General features: G+C 62.1%; 14 protein-coding genes and 1 CRISPR repeat array (1 of these 15 cut by a window edge). Of the genes, 6 read left to right on the forward strand and 8 right to left on the reverse strand.

Going from position 1 to position 20,286, the window contains the following annotated elements; translation table 11 throughout:
* Positions 1–3,487: a CRISPR direct-repeat array (repeat unit 30 nt; unit sequence GCTTCAACCCCACGAAGGTTCGTCTGAAAC); it begins 40 nt to the left of the window's first position.
* Positions 3,488–3,588: 101 nt separating this feature from the next.
* The 6 genes from EAO78_RS13420 to EAO78_RS13450 form a co-directional block, all read right to left on the reverse strand.
* Positions 3,589–6,204: a CRISPR-associated endonuclease Cas3'' gene (locus EAO78_RS13420; RefSeq protein ID WP_238987699.1), complete on the reverse strand. Its 2,616-nt coding sequence runs from the start codon at positions 6,202–6,204 to the stop codon at positions 3,589–3,591.
* The gene (gene cas5b, locus EAO78_RS13425) at positions 6,205–6,969 is read right to left on the reverse strand and encodes a type I-B CRISPR-associated protein Cas5b (RefSeq protein ID WP_122106347.1); all 765 of its coding nucleotides are present in this window, start codon (positions 6,967–6,969) and stop codon (positions 6,205–6,207) included.
* Entirely contained in the window at positions 6,966–8,012 is a 1,047-nt protein-coding gene (gene cas7b / locus EAO78_RS13430; protein ID WP_122106348.1) for a type I-B CRISPR-associated protein Cas7/Csh2, read from the reverse strand. Before cas7b ends, cas5b begins: the two co-directional genes overlap by 4 nt.
* Position 8,013: 1 nt before the next feature.
* On the reverse strand, positions 8,014–10,239 hold the full coding sequence (locus tag EAO78_RS13435) for a TM1802 family CRISPR-associated protein (protein WP_122106349.1): 2,226 nt from the start codon (positions 10,237–10,239) through the stop codon (positions 8,014–8,016).
* A complete protein-coding gene (gene cas6, locus EAO78_RS13440) occupies positions 10,229–11,002 on the reverse strand; it encodes a CRISPR-associated endoribonuclease Cas6 (protein WP_122106350.1) in 774 nt (257 codons plus the stop codon). The genes EAO78_RS13435 and cas6 overlap by 11 nt, the downstream gene beginning before the upstream one ends.
* A gap of 1,159 nt (positions 11,003–12,161) precedes the next feature.
* Positions 12,162–12,767 carry a site-specific integrase gene (locus tag EAO78_RS13450; RefSeq protein WP_122106352.1) on the reverse strand — a complete coding sequence of 202 codons (606 nt, stop codon included), beginning with the start codon at positions 12,765–12,767 and terminating at the stop codon, positions 12,162–12,164.
* 192 nt (positions 12,768–12,959) lie between these two features.
* Between EAO78_RS13450 and EAO78_RS18210 the strand changes: the two genes are divergently transcribed.
* Together EAO78_RS18210 and EAO78_RS13455 are read left to right on the forward strand one after the other, a co-directional pair.
* Positions 12,960–13,112, forward strand: coding sequence for a hypothetical protein (locus EAO78_RS18210; RefSeq protein ID WP_172861719.1), 153 nt, complete (start codon positions 12,960–12,962; stop codon positions 13,110–13,112).
* Positions 13,109–13,531, forward strand: a complete 423-nt coding sequence (locus tag EAO78_RS13455; protein WP_122106353.1) for a type II toxin-antitoxin system VapC family toxin — start codon at positions 13,109–13,111, stop codon at positions 13,529–13,531. The genes EAO78_RS18210 and EAO78_RS13455 overlap by 4 nt, the downstream gene beginning before the upstream one ends.
* Positions 13,532–13,538: 7 nt before the next feature.
* On the opposite strand, the gene EAO78_RS13460 is transcribed toward EAO78_RS13455, so the two are convergent.
* Positions 13,539–14,216, reverse strand: coding sequence for a hypothetical protein (locus EAO78_RS13460; protein WP_122106354.1), 678 nt, complete (start codon positions 14,214–14,216; stop codon positions 13,539–13,541).
* Positions 14,217–14,626: 410 nt separating this feature from the next.
* Between EAO78_RS13460 and EAO78_RS17925 the strand changes: the two genes are divergently transcribed.
* Positions 14,627–14,803 (forward strand): hypothetical protein, encoded by a 177-nt coding sequence (locus tag EAO78_RS17925; RefSeq protein WP_162498076.1) that lies wholly within the window; start codon positions 14,627–14,629, stop codon positions 14,801–14,803.
* 5 nt (positions 14,804–14,808) lie between these two features.
* Here the strand turns inward: EAO78_RS17925 and EAO78_RS13465 are convergent, their stop codons facing one another.
* Positions 14,809–16,086 carry a site-specific integrase gene (locus tag EAO78_RS13465; protein WP_122106355.1) on the reverse strand — a complete coding sequence of 426 codons (1,278 nt, stop codon included), beginning with the start codon at positions 16,084–16,086 and terminating at the stop codon, positions 14,809–14,811.
* 655 nt (positions 16,087–16,741) lie between these two features.
* On the opposite strand from EAO78_RS13465, the gene EAO78_RS13470 reads away from it, so the two are divergent.
* Genes EAO78_RS13470 through EAO78_RS13480 form a run of 3 tightly spaced genes read left to right on the forward strand, consistent with a single transcriptional unit; the run spans position 16,742 to position 20,264 of the window.
* Positions 16,742–17,869, forward strand: coding sequence for a tRNA (guanine(26)-N(2))-dimethyltransferase (locus EAO78_RS13470; RefSeq protein ID WP_122106356.1), 1,128 nt, complete (start codon positions 16,742–16,744; stop codon positions 17,867–17,869).
* Positions 17,870–17,917: 48 nt separating this feature from the next.
* Positions 17,918–19,288 (forward strand): YihY/virulence factor BrkB family protein, encoded by a 1,371-nt coding sequence (locus EAO78_RS13475; RefSeq protein ID WP_238987700.1) that lies wholly within the window; start codon positions 17,918–17,920, stop codon positions 19,286–19,288.
* A gap of 7 nt (positions 19,289–19,295) precedes the next feature.
* The gene (locus EAO78_RS13480) at positions 19,296–20,264 is read left to right on the forward strand and encodes a phosphatase PAP2 family protein (protein ID WP_122106358.1); all 969 of its coding nucleotides are present in this window, start codon (positions 19,296–19,298) and stop codon (positions 20,262–20,264) included.
* Positions 20,265–20,286 lie beyond the last annotated feature (22 nt).

Consider the following 20,286-nt stretch of genomic DNA (forward strand, 5'->3'; position numbering starts at 1 on the left):
GCGCGGGAAGCCGTCGCCGAAGACCTCGGGAAGGTCGCTTCAACCCCACGAAGGTTCGTCTGAAACCCAGCAGCCCGCCCCCGTGTTCGCCGACGACGCGGTGCTTCAACCCCACGAAGGTTCGTCTGAAACACGACTGCGGCTGGGACGTGCGCCATCACATCGAGCTTCAACCCCACGAAGGTTCGTCTGAAACGAGGACGATCTCCGTGACGCCGTCCTCGACAATGTCGCTTCAACCCCACGAAGGTTCGTCTGAAACTACAACGTCGAGACGAAGGCCGACTCGATGCGCGAGCTTCAACCCCACGAAGGTTCGTCTGAAACGAGGGCGTCGAGTACCAACGCGCCGTCGAGTGGCTGGCTTCAACCCCACGAAGGTTCGTCTGAAACACGACTACACCAGCGGCGTCGGCGGTCAGGGCGGCTTCAACCCCACGAAGGTTCGTCTGAAACGAGATCCGTCTCGTCGACGATCGTCTCGAGCGTGTCGCTTCAACCCCACGAAGGTTCGTCTGAAACGTAGCGGGGATTCGTCCCGGAGACCGCATTGTTGTCGCTTCAACCCCACGAAGGTTCGTCTGAAACCAACGTCTCGATCAGCTGCTTCTTCGTCTTCGGCGAGCTTCAACCCCACGAAGGTTCGTCTGAAACGGCACTTCTACGACGTATCCGTGACGACGGACCTCGCTTCAACCCCACGAAGGTTCGTCTGAAACAATGTTGAGTTCCTGTGAGACGGGGACGCCCTCGGTGCTTCAACCCCACGAAGGTTCGTCTGAAACGCGCGCACACAGACAGTCGGCGGCGAGGATGTGCCGCTCGCGGCTTCAACCCCACGAAGGTTCGTCTGAAACCCGCCAGGGCGAGGACCCGCGGACGATCCGCGAGGCTTCAACCCCACGAAGGTTCGTCTGAAACGCTGGCGTGTGGCGCGTCTCCGGCCCCCTCCCGTCGCTTCAACCCCACGAAGGTTCGTCTGAAACGCGTCTGGTGGTGCGACAGCGTTGACGAGGCGTTTGCTTCAACCCCACGAAGGTTCGTCTGAAACGCGTCGTCGCTTGAGACGGTTGAAGAGCGCACCGGGCTTCAACCCCACGAAGGTTCGTCTGAAACCTCCAGTACACCCACGCCGCGAGTCCGATCGTGAGTGCTTCAACCCCACGAAGGTTCGTCTGAAACGCGTCGTCGCTTGAGACGGTTGAAGAGCGCACCGGGCTTCAACCCCACGAAGGTTCGTCTGAAACCTCCAGTACACCCACGCCGCGAGTCCGATCGTGAGTGCTTCAACCCCACGAAGGTTCGTCTGAAACCGTTTTTGACGTTCCCCGTCACGGTTTCCAGCTTCCCGCTTCAACCCCACGAAGGTTCGTCTGAAACAACTGTCGAACCTCATCGACGCCTACGACGACCTCGCTTCAACCCCACGAAGGTTCGTCTGAAACGAGTCGGATTCGACGCGGATCGTGTTCCACGCGTCGGCTTCAACCCCACGAAGGTTCGTCTGAAACCTGTTCCACGACCTCGGCGGGGACGCGCCCGGAGTTGCTTCAACCCCACGAAGGTTCGTCTGAAACTCGTAGCGGTGCTGTTCGGCTCCGAAATCCGCCTGCTTCAACCCCACGAAGGTTCGTCTGAAACGAGTCCGCGATCGAGGCACCCTGCCACCCGGTGTTGCTTCAACCCCACGAAGGTTCGTCTGAAACCGTGCTGCTGGGAGCGCTCGGCGTCGATGACGACGCTTCAACCCCACGAAGGTTCGTCTGAAACCCGGTGTCGACCAGGGCGTCACGGGTCGTCGTGCGCTTCAACCCCACGAAGGTTCGTCTGAAACCTCGATCTCGGCGAGTAGCCGCAGGATGTGCTCTTGGCTTCAACCCCACGAAGGTTCGTCTGAAACGCGGTTGATACAGGTCTGCGAGTTCATCCACCGGGGGCTTCAACCCCACGAAGGTTCGTCTGAAACGCGACACCCACCCCGACATCCCGGAGCAGTCATGGACGCTTCAACCCCACGAAGGTTCGTCTGAAACTTCGCGATGGCTTCCTCGCGGGTTCGGGCGGCCATGTGCTTCAACCCCACGAAGGTTCGTCTGAAACCGGACCGACAGCCTCGCGGTCACGTCCGGGATCCGCCAGCTTCAACCCCACGAAGGTTCGTCTGAAACCCGAGGGCGTTGAGGCCGACCTGCCGACGATCCACCGCTTCAACCCCACGAAGGTTCGTCTGAAACGGTGCTCGCCGGTGCGGTCGAGGCGGGCGTCGTCGATGCTTCAACCCCACGAAGGTTCGTCTGAAACCGGATCCCCCGGGCGATAATCCTATCAGGTTCGCCGTAGCTTCAACCCCACGAAGGTTCGTCTGAAACTCGCCGAGTCGTGCGCCGGTCTTGAGAAGCGTCAAGACGCTTCAACCCCACGAAGGTTCGTCTGAAACACTCACCACACCGGGGACGATCCAGCGGGTCGACGAGCTTCAACCCCACGAAGGTTCGTCTGAAACACTCGACAACGGTCCGGCTCGGACCACAAGACGCGGCTTCAACCCCACGAAGGTTCGTCTGAAACTCGTCCTCGCCGCGCTCCTCGTCGGGCCGGACCGGGCTTCAACCCCACGAAGGTTCGTCTGAAACCCCCACATAGTCGTCCTCGTTTGGCCACTTGTGATCGCTTCAACCCCACGAAGGTTCGTCTGAAACCGAATCGGCCGTGGCGGCCGTTCAAGACGCGCATTGGCTTCAACCCCACGAAGGTTCGTCTGAAACGCATCTTGTTGCCGGACCAATACACCCACGCCGCGAGCTTCAACCCCACGAAGGTTCGTCTGAAACGCATCTTGTTGCCGGACCAATACACCCACGCCGCGAGCTTCAACCCCACGAAGGTTCGTCTGAAACGCGACGAGGAGCGCGTTGATCGCACCGACGACGATGCTTCAACCCCACGAAGGTTCGTCTGAAACCGTGACGAGCCCGCCGACGAGCACCCATCGCGTCGCGCTTCAACCCCACGAAGGTTCGTCTGAAACGATCCATTACCCGGCATGGTCGGCCCCCTCGTCGCGCTTCAACCCCACGAAGGTTCGTCTGAAACCGATGCGCGAGGCCCGGCGTGTCGCCTGGACCTTCGCTTCAACCCCACGAAGGTTCGTCTGAAACCTAAAGCGTCGGGATCAGCTGTAGCTCAACTTCGGAGCTTCAACCCCACGAAGGTTCGTCTGAAACCCGTTGACGTGAGCGGCGAACTCACCCCCGACGCGTGGCTTCAACCCCACGAAGGTTCGTCTGAAACGATGTAGCGATTCAGGTCGTCATCCTCGTGTTCTTGCTTCAACCCCACGAAGGTTCGTCTGAAACGCATCAGTTCGACTTCCGATCGACAACCATCGACGGGCTTCAACCCCACGAAGGTTCGTCTGAAACCGGCGTATCGACCAGCTGGAGGACAGCTTGAACACGCTTCAACCCCACGAAGGTTCGTCTGAAACCATGCCCGATTCCGGGCACATACCCGCTCATCTACCCATTCTCGGATTAGTCTTTCCGTCGACCCTCAATACTCGAGATCTCCCCGGGGGTCGACGGAGGATCAGACTTCCGTATCGGTCTGAACTCCCGCGTCGATCACGCCTCGACCCGTTTCGAGGTCGTACCGCTCGCTCGCCGTCGAGATCTCGAGCGCCTCCGGCGTGTCGTCCGGCGGCGGATCCGAGACGGGGATCGACACCAGCGTCCGCTTGAGTGTCTGAAACGACGCTCTCGCCTGTCGCCACTCGCCCTGGTTTCGGTGACGGAGATACCGCTCGTGTGTCGTCGTCTCCTCGGCGTCGACCAACACCAAGTAGTCCCGCGTCGGATACTCCGAACTGACGAGCGAGGCCTCCCGGAGCGTCTCCCCGCGTGCCTCGTTGAACGCCGCCACCAGGTCGTCCGACCGGTCCTCGGTTCGGCGCTGATCGTGAAGCACGTCGTAGTACCGCTCGACGCCCCGACCGATCATCATCGACTCCGGAATCACGTCCCCACCGACGGACTCCCGAAGCTCGCCGAGTGCCGCCCTCGTCGGACGGAGTAGCGACCGATCCCCGTAGATCAGCCGACTCGGAACGTAGTTCGCCTCCTCCGGCCCGTCGAGTCTCCACACCGTCGCCGGTGCCGGATCCCCGCCGAATCGGCGGTTACACCGCCCGGCGGCCTGAACGATCGCGGGTAGCGGGGCATAGTCACGGTACAGGCGGTCGAAACTCAAGTCCACGCCCGCCTCGATCAACTGTGTCGAGACCGTGATCGTCGGCGTCGCGTCGAACGGCGTCTTCACCGTCGGATCGAGGACTGCGTTCATCGCCGCGATCAACGCCGCCCGGTCCCGCGGCCGGATCCGCGTTGTCAGCGTCGTCACGACCTTCTCTGGATCCGGCTCGCGTTCCGCCAGCCGTTCGAGGTAGCACACCGGGTCGAACTCCTCACCCTCGTTCTCTCGCCAGTACGCCAGCAACTCGCCGGCGAGCGGAACCGTCCTCTCGCCGAGGAGCGACGCCGAGATCTCCGCCGCGGAGTCGACGGTGTTCACCACCGCGAGCGTGTTCGTCCCCCCGGTCGTCGCCCCGGCAAGTTCGTCGGCCGCCTCGACGAGCGGAAGCGGCGGTCGTCCCCCGTCGAAGTGGCCCGTGAGGCTCTCGTGAAGGTTGAAATCCACCCGTGGCGAGTCAGCGATCAGTTCGACCGCGTCGTCTCCGAGGTCGGTCAGCGGTTCAGGCGTCGGCGCGTGTGGGAGTCGGCCGAGCAGTCGCGGCTGCGTCGCAGTCATGAGCACCACCGTCGCGTCGTACTCCCTCGTCAAGTGATCGACGAGCCGGCCGATCAACCCCCACCACTCCATCGAGATCGCCTGCGGTTCGTCGACGAGGATCACCGCGTCCTGAAGTGCCGGTAGCTTCGTCGATTGAACGTTCTGCGGACCGGCGACGCTCTCGAACAGCTGCGTGAACGTCGTCAGCACTAGTTGGGACCGCCACGATTCCGCGTGAAGCGTTTCTTTCCCCGATGACGGCCCGTCCCTCCCGTTTCGTCCGCCAGTCGATAGGGAACTCCGTGTGTCCGCGAGGTGGTGGTGTTTGGTGTAGGCGGGGTTCTGCGGCGAGAGGCCGAAGACGTCGCGAACCTGCTCGTCGACCTGGTCGATGATGGACGTGTACGGAAGCGCGTAGACCACCCGACTATCGCGCTCCTCGGCGAGGTTGAGGGCGGCCCGAAGGCCGGTGTAGGTCTTTCCGAAGCCCGTCGGGAGCGTCAACTCGAACGCTCTCTCTCCCCGGTCGTGACCGGCTCTGAGGGCTTCGGTCACTCGCGCATTCGCGGCGGTCCGGATCGCTCCGAGCCGCTGCTCCAGTGACGCCGTTTCGTCCGGCAGGGATCGATTCGGCTCGTCGAGGTAGACCTCAGACGGCGTCCCATCCGGAAGCGTCGTCGTCGAGAGAGTCCGGACACGCTCCGTGAGCTTACCGACCTCTAGACGAGACAGCGATCCTTCGTCGATGGCTCCGAGCCCGCTCGCGTCCATCTTGTCGGCGGCCACCAAGGTCGACCACGTCCGGAGCGCACACCCGTACCACTCCTCGTCGTCGATCTCATCGAAATACTTGATCACTCTCCGTGCTTGATCGATACCGTCACCGACGAGATCGTCCCAGCTGTACGCCCCGTCGGTCGCCTCCTGGAGGACGACATCGGCAGCTTCGGACGCCGTTTCGTCGATGCTCTCTAGTTGCCGATTGGCGACTTCATATTCACCGTCGACGCGGTCGGTCTGGATATGGAACTGCCCAACCTCGTCGTAGAAGTTGTCGAGTACCGAGTGATGCTTGGTGACCGCGTAGAACCCCGCTGCGGTCGCTTCGAGGCTGAGGCCGCGCTCCATGAGCGCTATCGACGCGACGAGCCCACCAAAGGTTCCGTGATACGTGAGTTCGATCTCCCCTGCGGCGGTTCGGTCACCCGTCTCCACGTATGATTGGAAGTACTCGGTTAGCTTTCCGATGTCGTGAACCCACGTGACCGCCTCGATCACCTCTACCCACTCGTCACCATACGGAGTCGTTTCGGCTCCTTGGATCAACGTCTCTCCGAGACCTGAAACGCCTTCCAAGTGACGCTCCATGCTCTGTCCCGGCCGGGCCGAGTAGTCCGAAAGCGGTGTCGTGTCCATCTACAGGAAGCAAACCGAGCGCCCTTCGACGGACCGGACCGGTGCGGACGGAGCAGTCAACGTCTGGTCACCAGGTGTGAACGCGTAGGAGACGAATCCGGTCGTCCTCCGGCCGCTCTCGTCGGCCTCCATGTATGCTGGCGTCCGCTCCATACGGAGCGGCTCGCCGGCGGTCGGCACGACGTGTTCTTCCGGTACCGTCGAATCGATCGCCTCGACGTCGCCCCCGTCTTCAACCGTCGTCCGGGTCACGTCGGTGATATCGGCGAGACACTCGGTCTTCCCGAGCGAAGGTGTGTACGTCGATCGACCGGATTCCAAGAAGTCGGTCAGTCTCTCAAAGGTCTCCGTGTCGTCGAGTACGAGATCGATCCGGTACGCCGCATCGACGACGTACTCGAATGTTCGCCGTTTCCGCTCTTCAGCGATCACCTCCGGGTCGATAACGCTCTTTCCGGACACCCCGTCAGCGGTCTTGATATTCCCGCTTTTCGTCGGGAGCGTGAGCTGTGGGATCGACTGCGTTTCGAGCGGACATTCCGGCGAGATAGCGATCGCCGAAGTATCCTTCGCGAACGTATCGTAGTACGAGTCCCGCGGCTCACCGAGCACCGCGGCGAGCAACCCCGCGACCGTCGTCCGGGGCATCACCCGGTAGGTCAGCTTCTCCGTCGTCGCGTCGATCCGTCGGAAGTGCGCCCACGGACCGCGTGCGGTGAACGAGAGGACATCCCGTCCGACCACGTCGAGGTCAGTGGTACTCATTCCCCGTACGGGTCGACCTCTGTCACCGAGTCGGCACCCACGGCGTCCTCTAGCGCCGAGATTAGCGCATCGGGTCCGCCGGTTTCGCCGTCGATCTCGACGGTGAGGTGTCGATCCGCGATAACTTGGATGGAGTCGATGTGGTCGGCATAGGTCTCGAGGTCGACGAGAAGGTCGTCAACACCGAGGACGACGTCGGTGATGTTCCGGAGTTCTGCGTCGGGTGTCTCCTGAACGAGTTCAAGACCGTCGTCGAGCGTTCCGATATGGAAGGCGTCCGTTCCGTATTCCACACGGAGGTAGAGCCGCGGTTGGTGGCCCATCTTCGACCGGGTCAGTGTCTGGTTCTTCAACGCTCGCCAGAGGAGCGTATCCAACCGCTTAACGTCGGTCTGGCTGAGGAGCGTGTCGTCAGCTCCGATCTCGTTTACCACTCCGTGGAAGGGAACGAACGCGTACTGGAGTCGATTGTCCGTCGCGAACGTCCCTTGCTCGGCGTCGCCACCACTTGACACGACCGTAGAGAGTTGCTTGGCTTCGCTCTTCTGAACGACCGTGTTCAGGCTCCGGGCATGACTGAATTGAACCGGGCCGATGAACTGTCCTGGGAATCCGTCGCCGAGTTCGTCCTGGAAGTCGCTACTAAACGAACACGTCGCTCCGAAGTATCGGACGTCGGTCGCGTTCGAGAGGAACGTGTCCGCCGCCTCGCTGCCGGTCATATCGCCCAGATTATCCTCGTCGATTCCGGTAACTGCCGTGAACAGGTCATCCCGGTCAAGAACCGAATCAGCGTCGCTCTTCGTCGGGTTTTGGATGTACACGCCGTAGCCGTCATCGTCGAGTTGGTCTCGAAGATATCGTTTCAGTCGGACGTCAGTCACGACTGCAGTCCCGGTCGTCTCGTCGATCCGGGGCTTGTCGTTTGCCGACAGCGGGTTCCCGTTCGGGTTGGTGTCCTCGGCGTCGTAAGTGAAGACGATCTCGGAGCGGTTGTTCAGACTGTCGGTTCCGTCGGTGTCGGCAGTAGTGTTTTCGGTCATGTTAGGCGCTGGATTCGGGTGCTTCCTCGGTCTCTTCTTCCTCCTCGTACAGGCTCGAATCGCTCAGTCCGTAGGCGATTCCGAGGCTGTAGAGCCACTGGAGTTCCGATTCGTTGAGCCGCCACGACTGCGGATCGGCTGCAAGCATGGTGTCGGCGAGTCGGTCGGTGTATCGGGCGTTCGTTCGGTACGAGCGGCTTTCTTCGGCCTCGGCGTAGGAGTTGTTCATCTGGAGGACTTCCTTCGTCACCTCCTTGATCGTCTGTTTGGTCAGGTAGTCAACCGGATACCGTCGGATAAGCGTCGACGAGACGTTCTCGTAGCTCTGGTACGCCGATATCCGGCCGATCAACCCGCCGAGCGTGAACACCGCCTGCTCGGGGTCACCCGAGAGCGCGTCGTGGCTACTGATGAATTCGTCCAATCGTGCGCTTCTGTCTTCGAATTCGTCTGGCATGTGTGTGTGAATGAACTGTATCGTTTCGTCCGTATCCAGCACCTCTGACGCCTGTAGGGCATGGATCTGTGCGTACTGTTCGACCACGCTCCGCTTCGGAAACGAGATATATCCGTTGTCGTTCCCGAACTGATCGTTCTGATCCTGAACGAGTTGGTGGATATACTCCTCGAGCAGGGCCTTCGCGTCGATCCGCGTCCCGGTGAGCAGGTTCCGGACGCGCTGCATCCGGCTGTCATCGATGTCCCCGGCACCGGGCGTCTCGCTCGCTTCACGGCTGCTCCGGGTCGGTTCCGTGGTTCGACGGAAGTATCCACCGTACAGGATATATCGAACGAGGTGAAGGTTCCGACCGAGGATCGGACTCGACTCGGGATTGGGGTTATCGTGGAAGATCCCGTCCGACGTGAACACCGGTGCTTTCGTCACTCGGTTGTGCGCGTTCTCAAGCGGTACCGCCGGCGAGACACCGTCTAAGGTGTCGAAAAACACGCGATCCGGATTCCCGGAGACTTGGTGGACGACCGCGAAGCGGACATCATTCCAAGCGGCGGTCGAGCGGTCGCTAAACCGTATGTCGGAGTCGTCTTCGGTGACTTCGGCAGGAGCACTCTCGTTATCGACGCGATAGGCCTCGGCAAACAACGTTTCGACCGTCTCGTCGAAGGATCCGTCGGAACCGCCTTCGGCATCCCGGAGACGTGTATACACCCGGTCGTAGAACCATTCGAAGGTCTCATCGTCGACATCATCGCGCCGAGCTGCGAGGTATGGGAGGATGTACAGCCGGCGACTGCTCCCGAGTCCTCGATAGAAGTCGCCGAACAGCGACCCGGCGGATGCGATCGCTGCAGCCGTGTCGAACTCCAAGGGTCGCGCTCGCCACGCGGAACTACCCTCGGTATCGAGATCGACGAAGTGTTCTCGCTGCTTCTTTCCATACATCCCGAAGAGACCGGACGATCCTCCGGTGACCCTACCGTCGTCGTTACTGACGTATCCGGTTCCCTCTCCACTGGCATCGTCGACGGAGATACTCTGGAGTCGGTCAGCCTTCTTCGCCCGCATTACCTCGTTCAGCACCGGCACCTCTCCGGGGAACTTCCACTCGTCGCTATCCGGGAGCTTTACCCGAACCGTGATCAGCGCTTCTACTTCCTCTTCCTCGTCGGAAACGAGCTCGAGGAATGCCTCGGAAAGATCCTCCATCGCATCTTCGTCGTCACCGAGGGTGGCCAGTGCTTCGAGAATTGCTCGGTCCGAGTCTTCTACTTCGTTGCGAACCTCTTGGGCAAACTCAGATTGTGCCCAGTCAGTGAATCGATCTCGAATGTTATTCGTCCAGTAAGCATCATCCCTGAGTCCGGCAATATGGTGAGCATCCGCGCTCTTGTGCGTCGTGATTGAGTAATCCGTCATGTTACTCGTCTTGTCCTCCGGGTAAGCGTGTCCAACCCTGAACCGGTCGTCTTCGGTGTAAGTCGTTAATTCGACGGGGCCGCCATCGGTGTCGGAGCGTAGCGCCGGCGACTCCGGGTCCGACAGATCCGCGTGAACGACCACGAGACTATCCGCCTCACCGAACAGACTGTTCTTCGCGCTAGGTGTTAGGTACGCCAAGTGGTCAGGAGCGAGTTGGAAATCCAGCGCCGGCGACTGCTTCGAGCTATACCAATCGAGGAGAGAGTACTGCCACGCGACCTCGTACAGGGATCCCGGGATCCGGTTTTGCATCCGGCTGATCGCCGTTTCGGCGTTGTTACTCGGCATGATCGGTGATATTGACGAAACCAAGCCCCAACGCGTTCCGTTCGCCGAGGCCGGTGTCCAGAGCGAGGTTCAGGTGTCGTCGGTGGTCGTCGTCTCGAACGGTATATCCGAAGCGCCACTTGCTGAGGACGTAGGTCAACTCGGTCCCTTGGGAGACGGTGATCGGGATCGAGAAGGTCTTAATCAGTTCGTAGTCGTCGAACAACGAATACGATTTATCCGACGGTCCCGGGAGGTGATCGGGACAGAACAGCCGATGCTTCTTATCGAGGTTGTTCTCGAGTTGTGTCCGGAGCGGTTCCATCGAGTGTTCCGGCCGCCAGTAGATCGCCTGATCGCCCTGTTTTTCGATCCCGTACTCGTCGGCCTTCCATGGTGGGATCCGAACGAGCAGACCAGTTCCGGTTTCGATCGTCCCCGTCGTCCCCGGCTCGCCGACGTCCGGCGCGAGGCTGGTGAGTTCGTCGACGTGGAACGGCATTTCGCCGATGTTCAGTTCCCGCTCAGCTATCAGGTCCTCAGCAACTTCGGCGAGGAGTTCTTCTTGGGGTGCAGCGATAAGGAGTGTTCTCTCGTCGCCTTCCTCCATGTTCCCCGGAGGAAACGGGTTGCTGTACGTCATCCCTACTGGACGATTTTCGTCGTGGTATTGTTCGTATTCCGTATCTTGGAGGGCCCTCCAGAGACGGCCTCGGAGTTTGTGGTGGTACGTATTGTCGTACACCGTATCGGCTCTGGCACTCAGCCTAGCTAACAGTCGCATGGTGAGGTATCACCTATTATCACAACTATACCAATGTTTTCAGGTTGGATTATAAATATGACTCACAACAATCAATAATCAAGAACTATGATCGAACACCGTCGCTGCTGGGTATCCATTCATTAACCTCTTAGATGAGTCCATCCAAACTCGGATCGACACCGAGAAAACTCTCCTTGCCGTCATCCAAGCGCTCGAACGCGCCGACGGTTCCGTTGAGACGGTCGAGGACCTCCGATGGATCGTCATCGGGATGAAGGACTCCGACGATATCCCGACTATTGAGGAGATCAGGTCTGCCCTCCGAACTCCTCGCACACCCGAGCATCAGGTCGTTACACAGGACGAAGACAGGTCTAGGGTCACTACCGACTACGAGAACGGTGTCCAACTGATGCGGTCCCTCGGGGACGTCGTACAATTCTCTTCCGCAGCCGACGACAACTAACAAGCGGATCGACTGATTTCGACGTTTCCGCTCGATCAAGGTCGTCGAATTCGAGTATTACGACTACTCCCCATCTCCGGGCTTGGAGGGTTCACGAGATCCCCACACCTCGCCGGGGTACTCCCCGGAATGGCCTCGGGAGTCCCGACCAATTCCCCGGGGACTTCCGGGGCCTCCCCTCCGAAAACCGGATGCCGCCGACACCGCCCACCAGAGACATCGTACTGCCCCTTAGATGGTCGGTCGTAACTACCTGGGATATCGGCGGATTTCGACATTTACGCTCGATCAAAACTGTAGAATTCGGATATTACGAGGGTACCCTATCCTCCGGTTCCGAAAACACAGGTCTGGTCCAGTTCTCATCAGGGTACTCCCCGGAGTAGCCCCGGGAGCCCCGACCAATTCTCCCGGGATAGTTGGAGGCCGTTTCAGCCGGGAGCCGGGTACTGCCGGTATTGCCTCCTCGGAGATCCCGTACTTTCCCCTGTTATGGCCGGTAGTCGCTGACCACAGTATCACTCGATTTCACCGTTTCGCTCCGACCAGAACTACCAAATTTAGATATTTAGAAGGCTTCCCGTTCGTCCCCTTGATGAGGAGAGGGATCTCCTCGGTATCCATCCGGGCTGTTCCCGGGGTAACAGGGGAGTGGTCCCGACCAATTCTTCCGAGAGGTATCCCGAGATATCGACCAATTCTCCCGGGGCGTTACCCGTGAAGCCCGGCAGACTCGAAGGCCTCGTCAACGACGGCGGGTGTGGGGGCGTTGAGATAGGGCTCGATGGCCTGGAAGGAGTCCCACCCGCCGACCTGCATCACTACCCGAGGATTCATGTTCTCCTCAACGAGCAACCGCTGGGCGAACCGCCGGCGGAGGTCGTGGGAACTCACGTGGCGGTAGTCCGAGTCACCCGTCTCCTCGGCGGCGGCCTCGGCCGTCCGCTTGATTGCCGCCCGGACACCACGGACGGAGAGGTCGACAAAGGGTTGGTCGGGGGCGATGTTCTCGGCATTTTGATACTGCCGGAGGGACCGCTCGACGTCCTTAGGGAGGTACGCATTCCGTGGCTTCCCGCCCGAGCTGGTGGTGTCCTTCCCCCGGGGCACCCGGAGACGGTAATGGTCGGCGTCGGTCTGCTGGACGTGGGTCGGCTTGACCTGAGGGATCTCGAAGGCCCGGAGCCCGACGAACCCGCCCAATTGGAGCATCACGTCATCTCGATATGAGACGGCGGCTCGACGGAGTTGGTCGAGGTCGTCGTCGGTCATCCACACTTTATACGTGTCTTCGCCCTCCGTCGCCTCAAGTCGCATGTTGGTTACTACGGTTTCCGTCGTGAAGTATCTTCCATCTGATTAGAAATCCCCGGAATTGGGCCGACATCCGCCGGGAAGACCCTGTCTCAAATCTATCCAGTTCCGGGTTATCATACAAACCGGTAACTTATTTACTCGACCAACAGATACTACCAGTAGCCTTTTGCGAGTTGGTGGGCAATATTGGGTATGAGTCTCACCTCGGACGACTTCGAGGAGTTCGTCTCTTCGGACCCCGACGATGACGAGACGGTCCCGCTCGGACAGGCGCTGTCAGAGTTGGGACTCGATGTCGAGGTCGACTCCGTCGAAGCCGTTCGTGACATCCGCGAACGGTTATGAGGATTCTCCTCGACACCAACGTCCTCGTCGCAGCGGTTACTCGGGACACCGATCGATCTGATGAAGCGATCGATCTTCTTGATCAAGCCGATGATCCACTGGTCTCGGTTCTCAGCCTCATGGAACTGCGGAGCGTTCTGAGCAAAAAGAAACGGTTCGAACGGGATCGAATCGATGACATCGAGAATCGAGTCACTTCCCGAATGACTGTGACTTTCCCCGATGCCTCAGATATGATGGCAGCGAACCGCCTCCAATCGAACACGCTGCTGTACCCGATGGACGCGATGATCCTCTCGGCAGCTGACGCTGCCGACGCAACGCTCGCCTCGTTTGATTCCGAATTGGTTGAGCACGGCGCAGATCTCCCTCAACAGTTGCTCGACAAGGATGAGGACAAGACACCCAATGAACCGTAAATATGTGTTACGAGCCGGTGCCTTCGCCTTGTTTTGACTCAACTGAGCCACCAGCGTAAACTCCCGGAAACTCGTCAGTTGTCTCTTCAAGCTCTTCGAGGTCCGCAGAATCGAGCTTTCCAGCTTTGACTAACGCACCGATCTCCCCGGGTGTCAGTTGGTTTCCCTCACCCTCCTGTACTCTCTCATAGAGCTGATCAACATTAGGTTCGTATTCGATGTCGATCTCCACGTCGACGGTGTTCGCTCTTCCCGACCACCGACCAGACGTGTCGTAGTTGGCACCGAGGTAGAGACCGCGCTCTAGGATCTGCCTCATTCGACCGGTGTCTTGGTCGATTCCGATGAACATGAACGCCAATATCGACGAGAAGGCAGTGTTGAGTTCCTCGGTATCGAACGCCTCCATGACCTTCTCCCACTCGGTCTGCTCTAGCAGGAGCCAGAGCAGATTGAAGTCGCGGATTCCCTCTATGGTCCGCTCTCGGATCGCTTGACGACGATTGAGCTCGGTCTGGTCGTGGCTGTAGTCTTTCATCCCGCAGAGGTACTCCCTGTCGGTTGGAGAGAGGATACCACGGGGACGGTCGACCGGATGTATCAGCGACTCGCTAGAGAGGTCACCCTCCGCGTCTTCAACACCCGTGAACAGTTCTCGGCTCTTGTCCTGATCCCCGTCACTCATACAAGTCAAAATCCTCCTAATTGGGGATTCTCTGTGTGCCGGAATAATTTTATCGGTGGCGGGCACTCCTCTAGACAAGCGTGGATAGCATCCGACTCAACTCACGGCCGGCGGTCACGAGTACGGTAGTCGGAGAGCAGCCACGCACGAGACTGGAAACAACCCGGTACTACGGTACGCAGCGCTCAGCGTTGAATCAGGCGATGTCGGCGAAACCCCGCCAAGGAACCCGCCGACATCTGAAGCAAACTTGCGACCGGACAGGCCAACCATGACGGCTAACCGTTGCCGGCTACCATCAAGTCGATTTTCGACTAACAAAGGTGTTTCGGGGCTATCGTTGAGAACCCCCCGATCGGTGGACCTGTCCGTTTGTACTGACCGGGATCGCCCGGCACCGAACGGACTCCATGACCGAATCCCACGATAATACGGAGACAGCAGCACAGCACGATGAAGAGACGTCAGTCGAAGAGCTGGTCCAGAGCCATCTCGATACGTTCTCGGAACTCGCCGACTCTGACCTACCGATAGCGGAAGACGCCGAGAAAGCTATCGCGCTGACCGACGGGGGAGAAGACCAGTGAGTTGCTCACACGTCGAGCAGCTCGCGCCGGAGCCGAGGCGACTCGTCAAGGAGTTGCCGGAACTCCAACACTGCGCCGGCGAGCTCGGTGTCGGCCCGTGCGGCCGACTCGATGATGCGGTCGTCCTGCTCGTCGATGGCGTCCTCGGTCGTCCGGTCAGCGGGAGCGCCGCACCGCGGGCAGAACTGGGCGGTCGGCTTGAGCGTCTCGCGACAGTTCCCACAGGTCTTCGGCTTCGACGGCCCGGTATCGTCGTCCGCTTCCTCGACGTATCCGGTCTCGACCCGGATCTTCTCGTTTCGTTGCCGGTCGGTAGTATGGTCGTAGGCTTGGAGCATCCGGTCGTCGTTCCAGCCGGCGATGTGTTGGATCTGCTGGGGCTGGAGTCCTTCTCGGGACAGACGGGTGATTCCGGTGTGCCGGAAGTTGTGCGGGTTCACCGGCTTCTCGATGCCGGCACGGTCAGCGCAGATCTTGAGCATACTGCGCAGCGCGTCGGTGCTGAGAGCACACTCCTCCGGGTTGTCGTAGTCGTAGTTTCGGAGGACCGGCCAGAGAGGGGATTCGTCCCGCGGGTCGGGATGGTTCTGGTTGAGCCAGGTACGGAGTTCGGCACTGCTCTGGAGGATCGGGTATCGCTTGTCCGGCGCGCCCTTGTGACTGGACCCGTTCGGGTTCGGAGTGAAGTAGGGACGTTTGGTGTTGAGGTCGTGGACGTCCTTGACTCGGAGTTGGAGAGCCAGGGACGCACGAGCGCAACTGTCGACCAGGAACTCGATGAGTGCCGGGTCCCGGTGGTTCTTGGTGTGCTGTTTCAGCGCTTCGACGTCCTCGGGTTCGAGGATCTCGTCTTCGTTGACGCGGCTGATGCTCTGGGAGGGCGTGTCGATCCCATCGTAGAAGCCGAAGTCCTCGTAGTCGGGTTCGTCGTCGAGCCACTCGAAGAAGACCTTGATAGCCGCCTTGTACCCTCTCATGCCGCTGCCGTTGGGTTCGAGTCCATATCCGTCCTGGTCCTTCGGCTTGGTGAGGGTCCGGATGAGGTCGCGGTAGTCGGATCGATCCATCTCGACGAGGGGGACCGCAGCTCTGTCGGAGGCATTTCGAAGACTACTGAGGTCCCGATACAACGTATTGAGCGCGACGTCCTGGTTACCCTGTCTTTCCATACGAACGAAGTCGTGGATCGCTTTTCGGTCGGATCCGTCGATATCGCTCTCCTCAAGCAGCTCCCACTGCCGATCAAGCTTATTTTGTGTGTTGCTGGCGTCGTCGACGTTCATCGTATATTACCTAACTCAAGCCATATATTAAGACGTTTTGGCTTAACAAGCGCCAGATGTTCGGCAACGAGTAAGAACGATCCCAGAACGCAAACGCGCGCGTTCTGAACGTTCTTACGCCGGTTTATTAAAATCGCCTAGCCTGCTCCTCGATCAGTTCGATTCTGGGCAGCGGCCATCGATCCTCTATCGCCTTCCTGACGCTTGACTGCACCCTACGCGTGTCTCGTGACGTCTTCGAGATCGAACAGCCGTACGTCATCGCGCTCGGCCACGGCTCCCCCGGACTATGTCACACCACTCCGAGAGAACGAGGCGTACTTAGTGAACCGCCTCGGGGTCAAGCCCCGAGGCACTCGCCTTGTTCTTCTGTATACGGGCCTCTTATACGCTCGCTTCAACACCTCCGCAACCGTGACCGGTTTCAGTCGACGTTCTCGCTCGCAACGCGCACACGTTAACGCGGAGGTTCCAGTCGTTCAGTGGGATCGTTCCGTACCCACCTCGCGGGACTTCCCGAGTCGCTCGGGGCTCCGGGACGTGCGTGATCGACGAGTCACGGTGGAGCCACCGTGTCGGTCCGGTCTCGTCGCTCACGTTTCTCCCGTCGCGTCCGGAGCGCGGCCCTTTTGTCCCGTATCGACGAACTCGAAGTATGAACATCGAGGAGGGCGGGCTCACGGTGGAGGTCCCCGAGGCTCGCGACGGCGCGAGCGAGGGGACCGGCGGCGGCGTCTTCTTCAATCCCACGCAGGAACTGAACCGCGACGTCACCGTCGCGACCCTCCGCGCCTACCGGGAGCGCGAGCCGCGCGCGGCGACGTATCTCGACGCGATGGCCGCCTCGGGGATCCGGGGCGTACGAGCCGCCGCCGAGGGGTACGACGTGACGTGTGCCGACGTCGACCCCGACGCGGTCGATCTCGCCGACCGGAACCTCGCCGACAACGACCTCGAGGGCGAGGCCGTCCACCGCGACGTCAACGCGCTGTTGTACGACGACGGCCCCTTCGACGTGGTCGACCTGGACCCCTACGGGACGCCCGTTCCCTTCGCCGACCCCGCGTTCGCGAACGCGCGGAACCTCGTCTGTGTCACCGCCACCGACACCGCGCCGCTCTGTGGCGCCCACCTGCAGAGCGGGATCCGCAAGTACGGTGCGGTGCCGAGGAACACCGACTACCACCCGGAGATGGGGCTGCGAACGCTGATCTCCGCGCTGGTCCGGACCGCTGCGCGGTACGACAAGGCCGCCCGACCGATCGTCTCGCACGTCTCGCGACACTACGCGAGGACGTACCTCGAGCTCGAGTCGGGCGCGCGCGCGGCCGACGACGCCATCGACGAGCTCGGGTACGTCGATAACTGCGAGGACTGTCTCTGGCGGGAGCCGACGCACGGCCTGATCGCGGATCCGGTCGGGGAGTGCCCCGTCTGCGGGAGCGACCGCGTGCTGACGGCCGGGCCGCTCTGGCTGGGTCCGGTCGCGGAGCCGTCGTTCGCCCGAGCCGTCCGCGAACACGTCACCGACGACATGGGCGAGGCGACGCGCGCGCGGAAGCTGTTCGGAACCGTCGCGCGCGAACTGGACACGCCGACCCACTACGACCAACACCGTCTGTACAAGGAGTGGGGCGAGCCGGCGATCGGCATGGACGACTTCGTCGACCGGCTTCGAGGAGCCGGCTACGAGGCGAGCCGCGCCCACTACCGCGGGACCGCCGTCAAGACCACGGCGTCTATCCCGGAGATGCGGGAGGTCGTGCTCGAGGACGGAACGTAGGTCCTCGTACCCCGCGCGTTTTTGTCTCCGTCGGCCGAACCGATCCGCGTGACTCGACACCCGACATCCGGGCTCGCCAGGGCTCGACTCGTCTTCGACGCCGCGCGGGACCAGCAGGTGACGTTCCTGGCGGCCGGCGTCGCGTACTACGCGTTCGTCTCGCTCGTCCCGGCGCTGTTGTTGCTCCTCGTCGTCGCCACCACCGTCTTCGGCGACGTCCTCGCGACGGAGCTGCTCGCGTCGGTCGGGGACTTCCTGACGCCCGCGGGCGAGGAGGCGATCGGAGGCGCCGTCGCGTCCGCACAGGGACGTGCGGGCGCGAGCCTCCTCGGGGTCGTCGTCCTGCTCTGGTCGACGCTGAAGGTGTTCCGCGGACTCGACACCGCCTTCATCGAGGTGTACGGGATCGAAGAGCGAGTGACGTTCCTCGAACAGCTGACCGACGCGGGATCGGTCGTGATCGGGATCGGGGTCGGGATCACGGCCATGCTCGTCGTGGGGGCGGTCGCCGCCGCCGTCGACGTCCCGCTTCTGGCGTCGGCGAGCGTCCTCGCGCTGCCGGTGATACTCACCGTGGTTTTCCTTCCGATGTACCTCCTGCTTCCGGATCCCGAGATAACGCTCCGCGAGGCGCTTCCCGGCGCGGTCTTCGCCGCCGCGGGATGGACCGTCCTCCAGGCCGGGTTCCAGGCGTACGCCGCGACCGCCGGACAGTATCAGGTGTACGGCGTCGTCGGCGGGGTGCTCCTCCTCGTCACGTGGCTGTACGTCGCCGCGATCATCGTGATCGTGGGAGCCGTCATCAACGCCACGCTGGCGGACGGACCGACGGGAGGTCCGGCGGACGGTCGGGCCGCCGGTTCGACGGACGGTTCGGTGACTCGTTCGACTCCCGACCGGAGCACGGACCGGCAGTTACAACACGGCCGCGGTCGACGCACGGATATGAACGGAGAGGCGGATCGCGGCGGGGGCGACGGCGGCGCGGAACCCCCCGGAGAAGGGTCCCGCGGCGACGGGGACGAGGAGGAGTCTCCCCGCGGGGCGCCTGACGTCGCCGCCCTCGAGGCGGAGGTCGGTCGGCTCCGGGCGCGCCTCGAGGAGTTCGAGACCGACGTGGAGGAGCGCACGGTCGACAAGCCGGCACTGGAGTCGGAGCTGAAACGCTACGTCCGCTCGCGGATGCGGCGCGGCCACGCCCGCGGCTGGGGGCCGTACCTCGTCCTGTTGTACGGGACGGTGCTGACGCTCGGCGCGTTCACGTTCCTGAACGGGATCTACGCGATCGCCGCGATGATCGTCCTCGGGCTGTCGACGCTCGGACTGTACACCCTCTTCATCCTCGTCGGCGTCGGACTCAACCTGATCGAGACGCCCGGAAAGGCGCTCGACTACGCTCGTAACCGGGGAGACGACTGACCCGACCGTGACCGGGATCGTTCCCGCGGAGCGCGGCATCGGCGGGACCGCCCTCGCCGACGCGCTTCCCGAGTTCGTCGTCGTCGTCTTCGCGGCCGTCACCCATCTCGCGGACCCGTGGTTCCTCTTCGCCGCCCTCGCGATCGCCTACTGGTTCGCGGGAGACCGGCTCGCGACCGCGCCGCGTCGGGCGGGCGCGGTCGCGATCGCGGCCGTCACCTGCGCGTACGCCGCCGTCGCGCTCGGGAAGGCGTGGTTCGCGGTCCCCCGCCCGCCGGGCGCGATGGGTCTCGCGGACGTGCCGGCGTGGCTCCCCGTGCTGTTGTCGGGGTGGTACGAGGCACAGGTGCTCTCCGACGGCTTCGGATTCCCGAGCGGACACGCGACGGGGGCGGCGGCGGCGTACGGCGCGCTCGCGCTGCTGTACGACCGGGTCTGGACCGCCCGCCGGCGGCTGCTCACGGGCGGCGGCGTCGCGGTCGCCGTGGCCGCCTCGCGGGTCGTCATCGAGGTTCACTACGTCGTCGACGTCGTCGCCGGCCTCCTCGTCGGCGGGGGCGTCGTCGTCGGGGTGCTGTGGCTCGCGGGCGACGCAAGGTTCCGGGGCTCCGGGGTCGACCGTGCGGTCGGCGGGCTCGAGCTCGACCCGACCCCGGCGTTCCTGCTGGCGGCGGCCGTCTCCGTCGCGGCGGCCGGGGTCGCGGCGGCGGGCGGCCACACCGGCGAGGTCGTCGAGGCCGGCATCGGGATCGCGACCGGCGTCGGCGGCGCGATCGGCTGGCTGCTCGTCGACGGCGACGAGCCCGCGGTTCCCGTCCGGATCGCGGTCCCGGCGCTCGCCGTCACCGGGAGCCTGTGGGTCGGCGCGTACGTGCTCGCCGACTCGCTCGCGGTCACGCTCGTCGCGACGACCGCCGCCGTCGTCGCCGTCGTCGCGCTGCCGGCGCTCCCGGAACGGCTCGCCGGAACGCTTTAACTCCCCGCCGTCCGTCACGTCG

The sequence above is a fragment of the Halobellus captivus genome (assembly GCF_003697845.1).
Lineage (GTDB): Archaea > Halobacteriota > Halobacteria > Halobacteriales > Haloferacaceae > Halorubrum > Halorubrum glutamatedens.

Excerpts from the sequence above, each read along its gene's own strand:
- EAO78_RS13435 (WP_122106349.1), bottom strand. The coding sequence starts at position 10,239 with ATGCCGAGTAACAACGCCGAAACGGCGATCAGCCGGATGCAAAACCGG.
- EAO78_RS13420 (WP_238987699.1), bottom strand. The coding sequence starts at position 6,204 with ATGGACACGACACCGCTTTCGGACTACTCGGCCCGGCCGGGACAGAGC.
- EAO78_RS17925 (WP_162498076.1), top strand. The coding sequence starts at position 14,627 with ATGACCGAATCCCACGATAATACGGAGACAGCAGCACAGCACGATGAA.
- cas7b (WP_122106348.1), bottom strand. The coding sequence starts at position 8,012 with ATGACCGAAAACACTACTGCCGACACCGACGGAACCGACAGTCTGAAC.
- EAO78_RS13470 (WP_122106356.1), top strand. The coding sequence starts at position 16,742 with ATGAACATCGAGGAGGGCGGGCTCACGGTGGAGGTCCCCGAGGCTCGC.
- EAO78_RS13465 (WP_122106355.1), bottom strand. The coding sequence starts at position 16,086 with ATGAACGTCGACGACGCCAGCAACACACAAAATAAGCTTGATCGGCAG.
- EAO78_RS13455 (WP_122106353.1), top strand. The coding sequence starts at position 13,109 with ATGAGGATTCTCCTCGACACCAACGTCCTCGTCGCAGCGGTTACTCGG.
- EAO78_RS13460 (WP_122106354.1), bottom strand. The coding sequence starts at position 14,216 with ATGAGTGACGGGGATCAGGACAAGAGCCGAGAACTGTTCACGGGTGTT.
- cas5b (WP_122106347.1), bottom strand. The coding sequence starts at position 6,969 with ATGAGTACCACTGACCTCGACGTGGTCGGACGGGATGTCCTCTCGTTC.
- EAO78_RS13450 (WP_122106352.1), bottom strand. The coding sequence starts at position 12,767 with ATGCGACTTGAGGCGACGGAGGGCGAAGACACGTATAAAGTGTGGATG.
- cas6 (WP_122106350.1), bottom strand. The coding sequence starts at position 11,002 with ATGCGACTGTTAGCTAGGCTGAGTGCCAGAGCCGATACGGTGTACGAC.
- EAO78_RS18210 (WP_172861719.1), top strand. The coding sequence starts at position 12,960 with ATGAGTCTCACCTCGGACGACTTCGAGGAGTTCGTCTCTTCGGACCCC.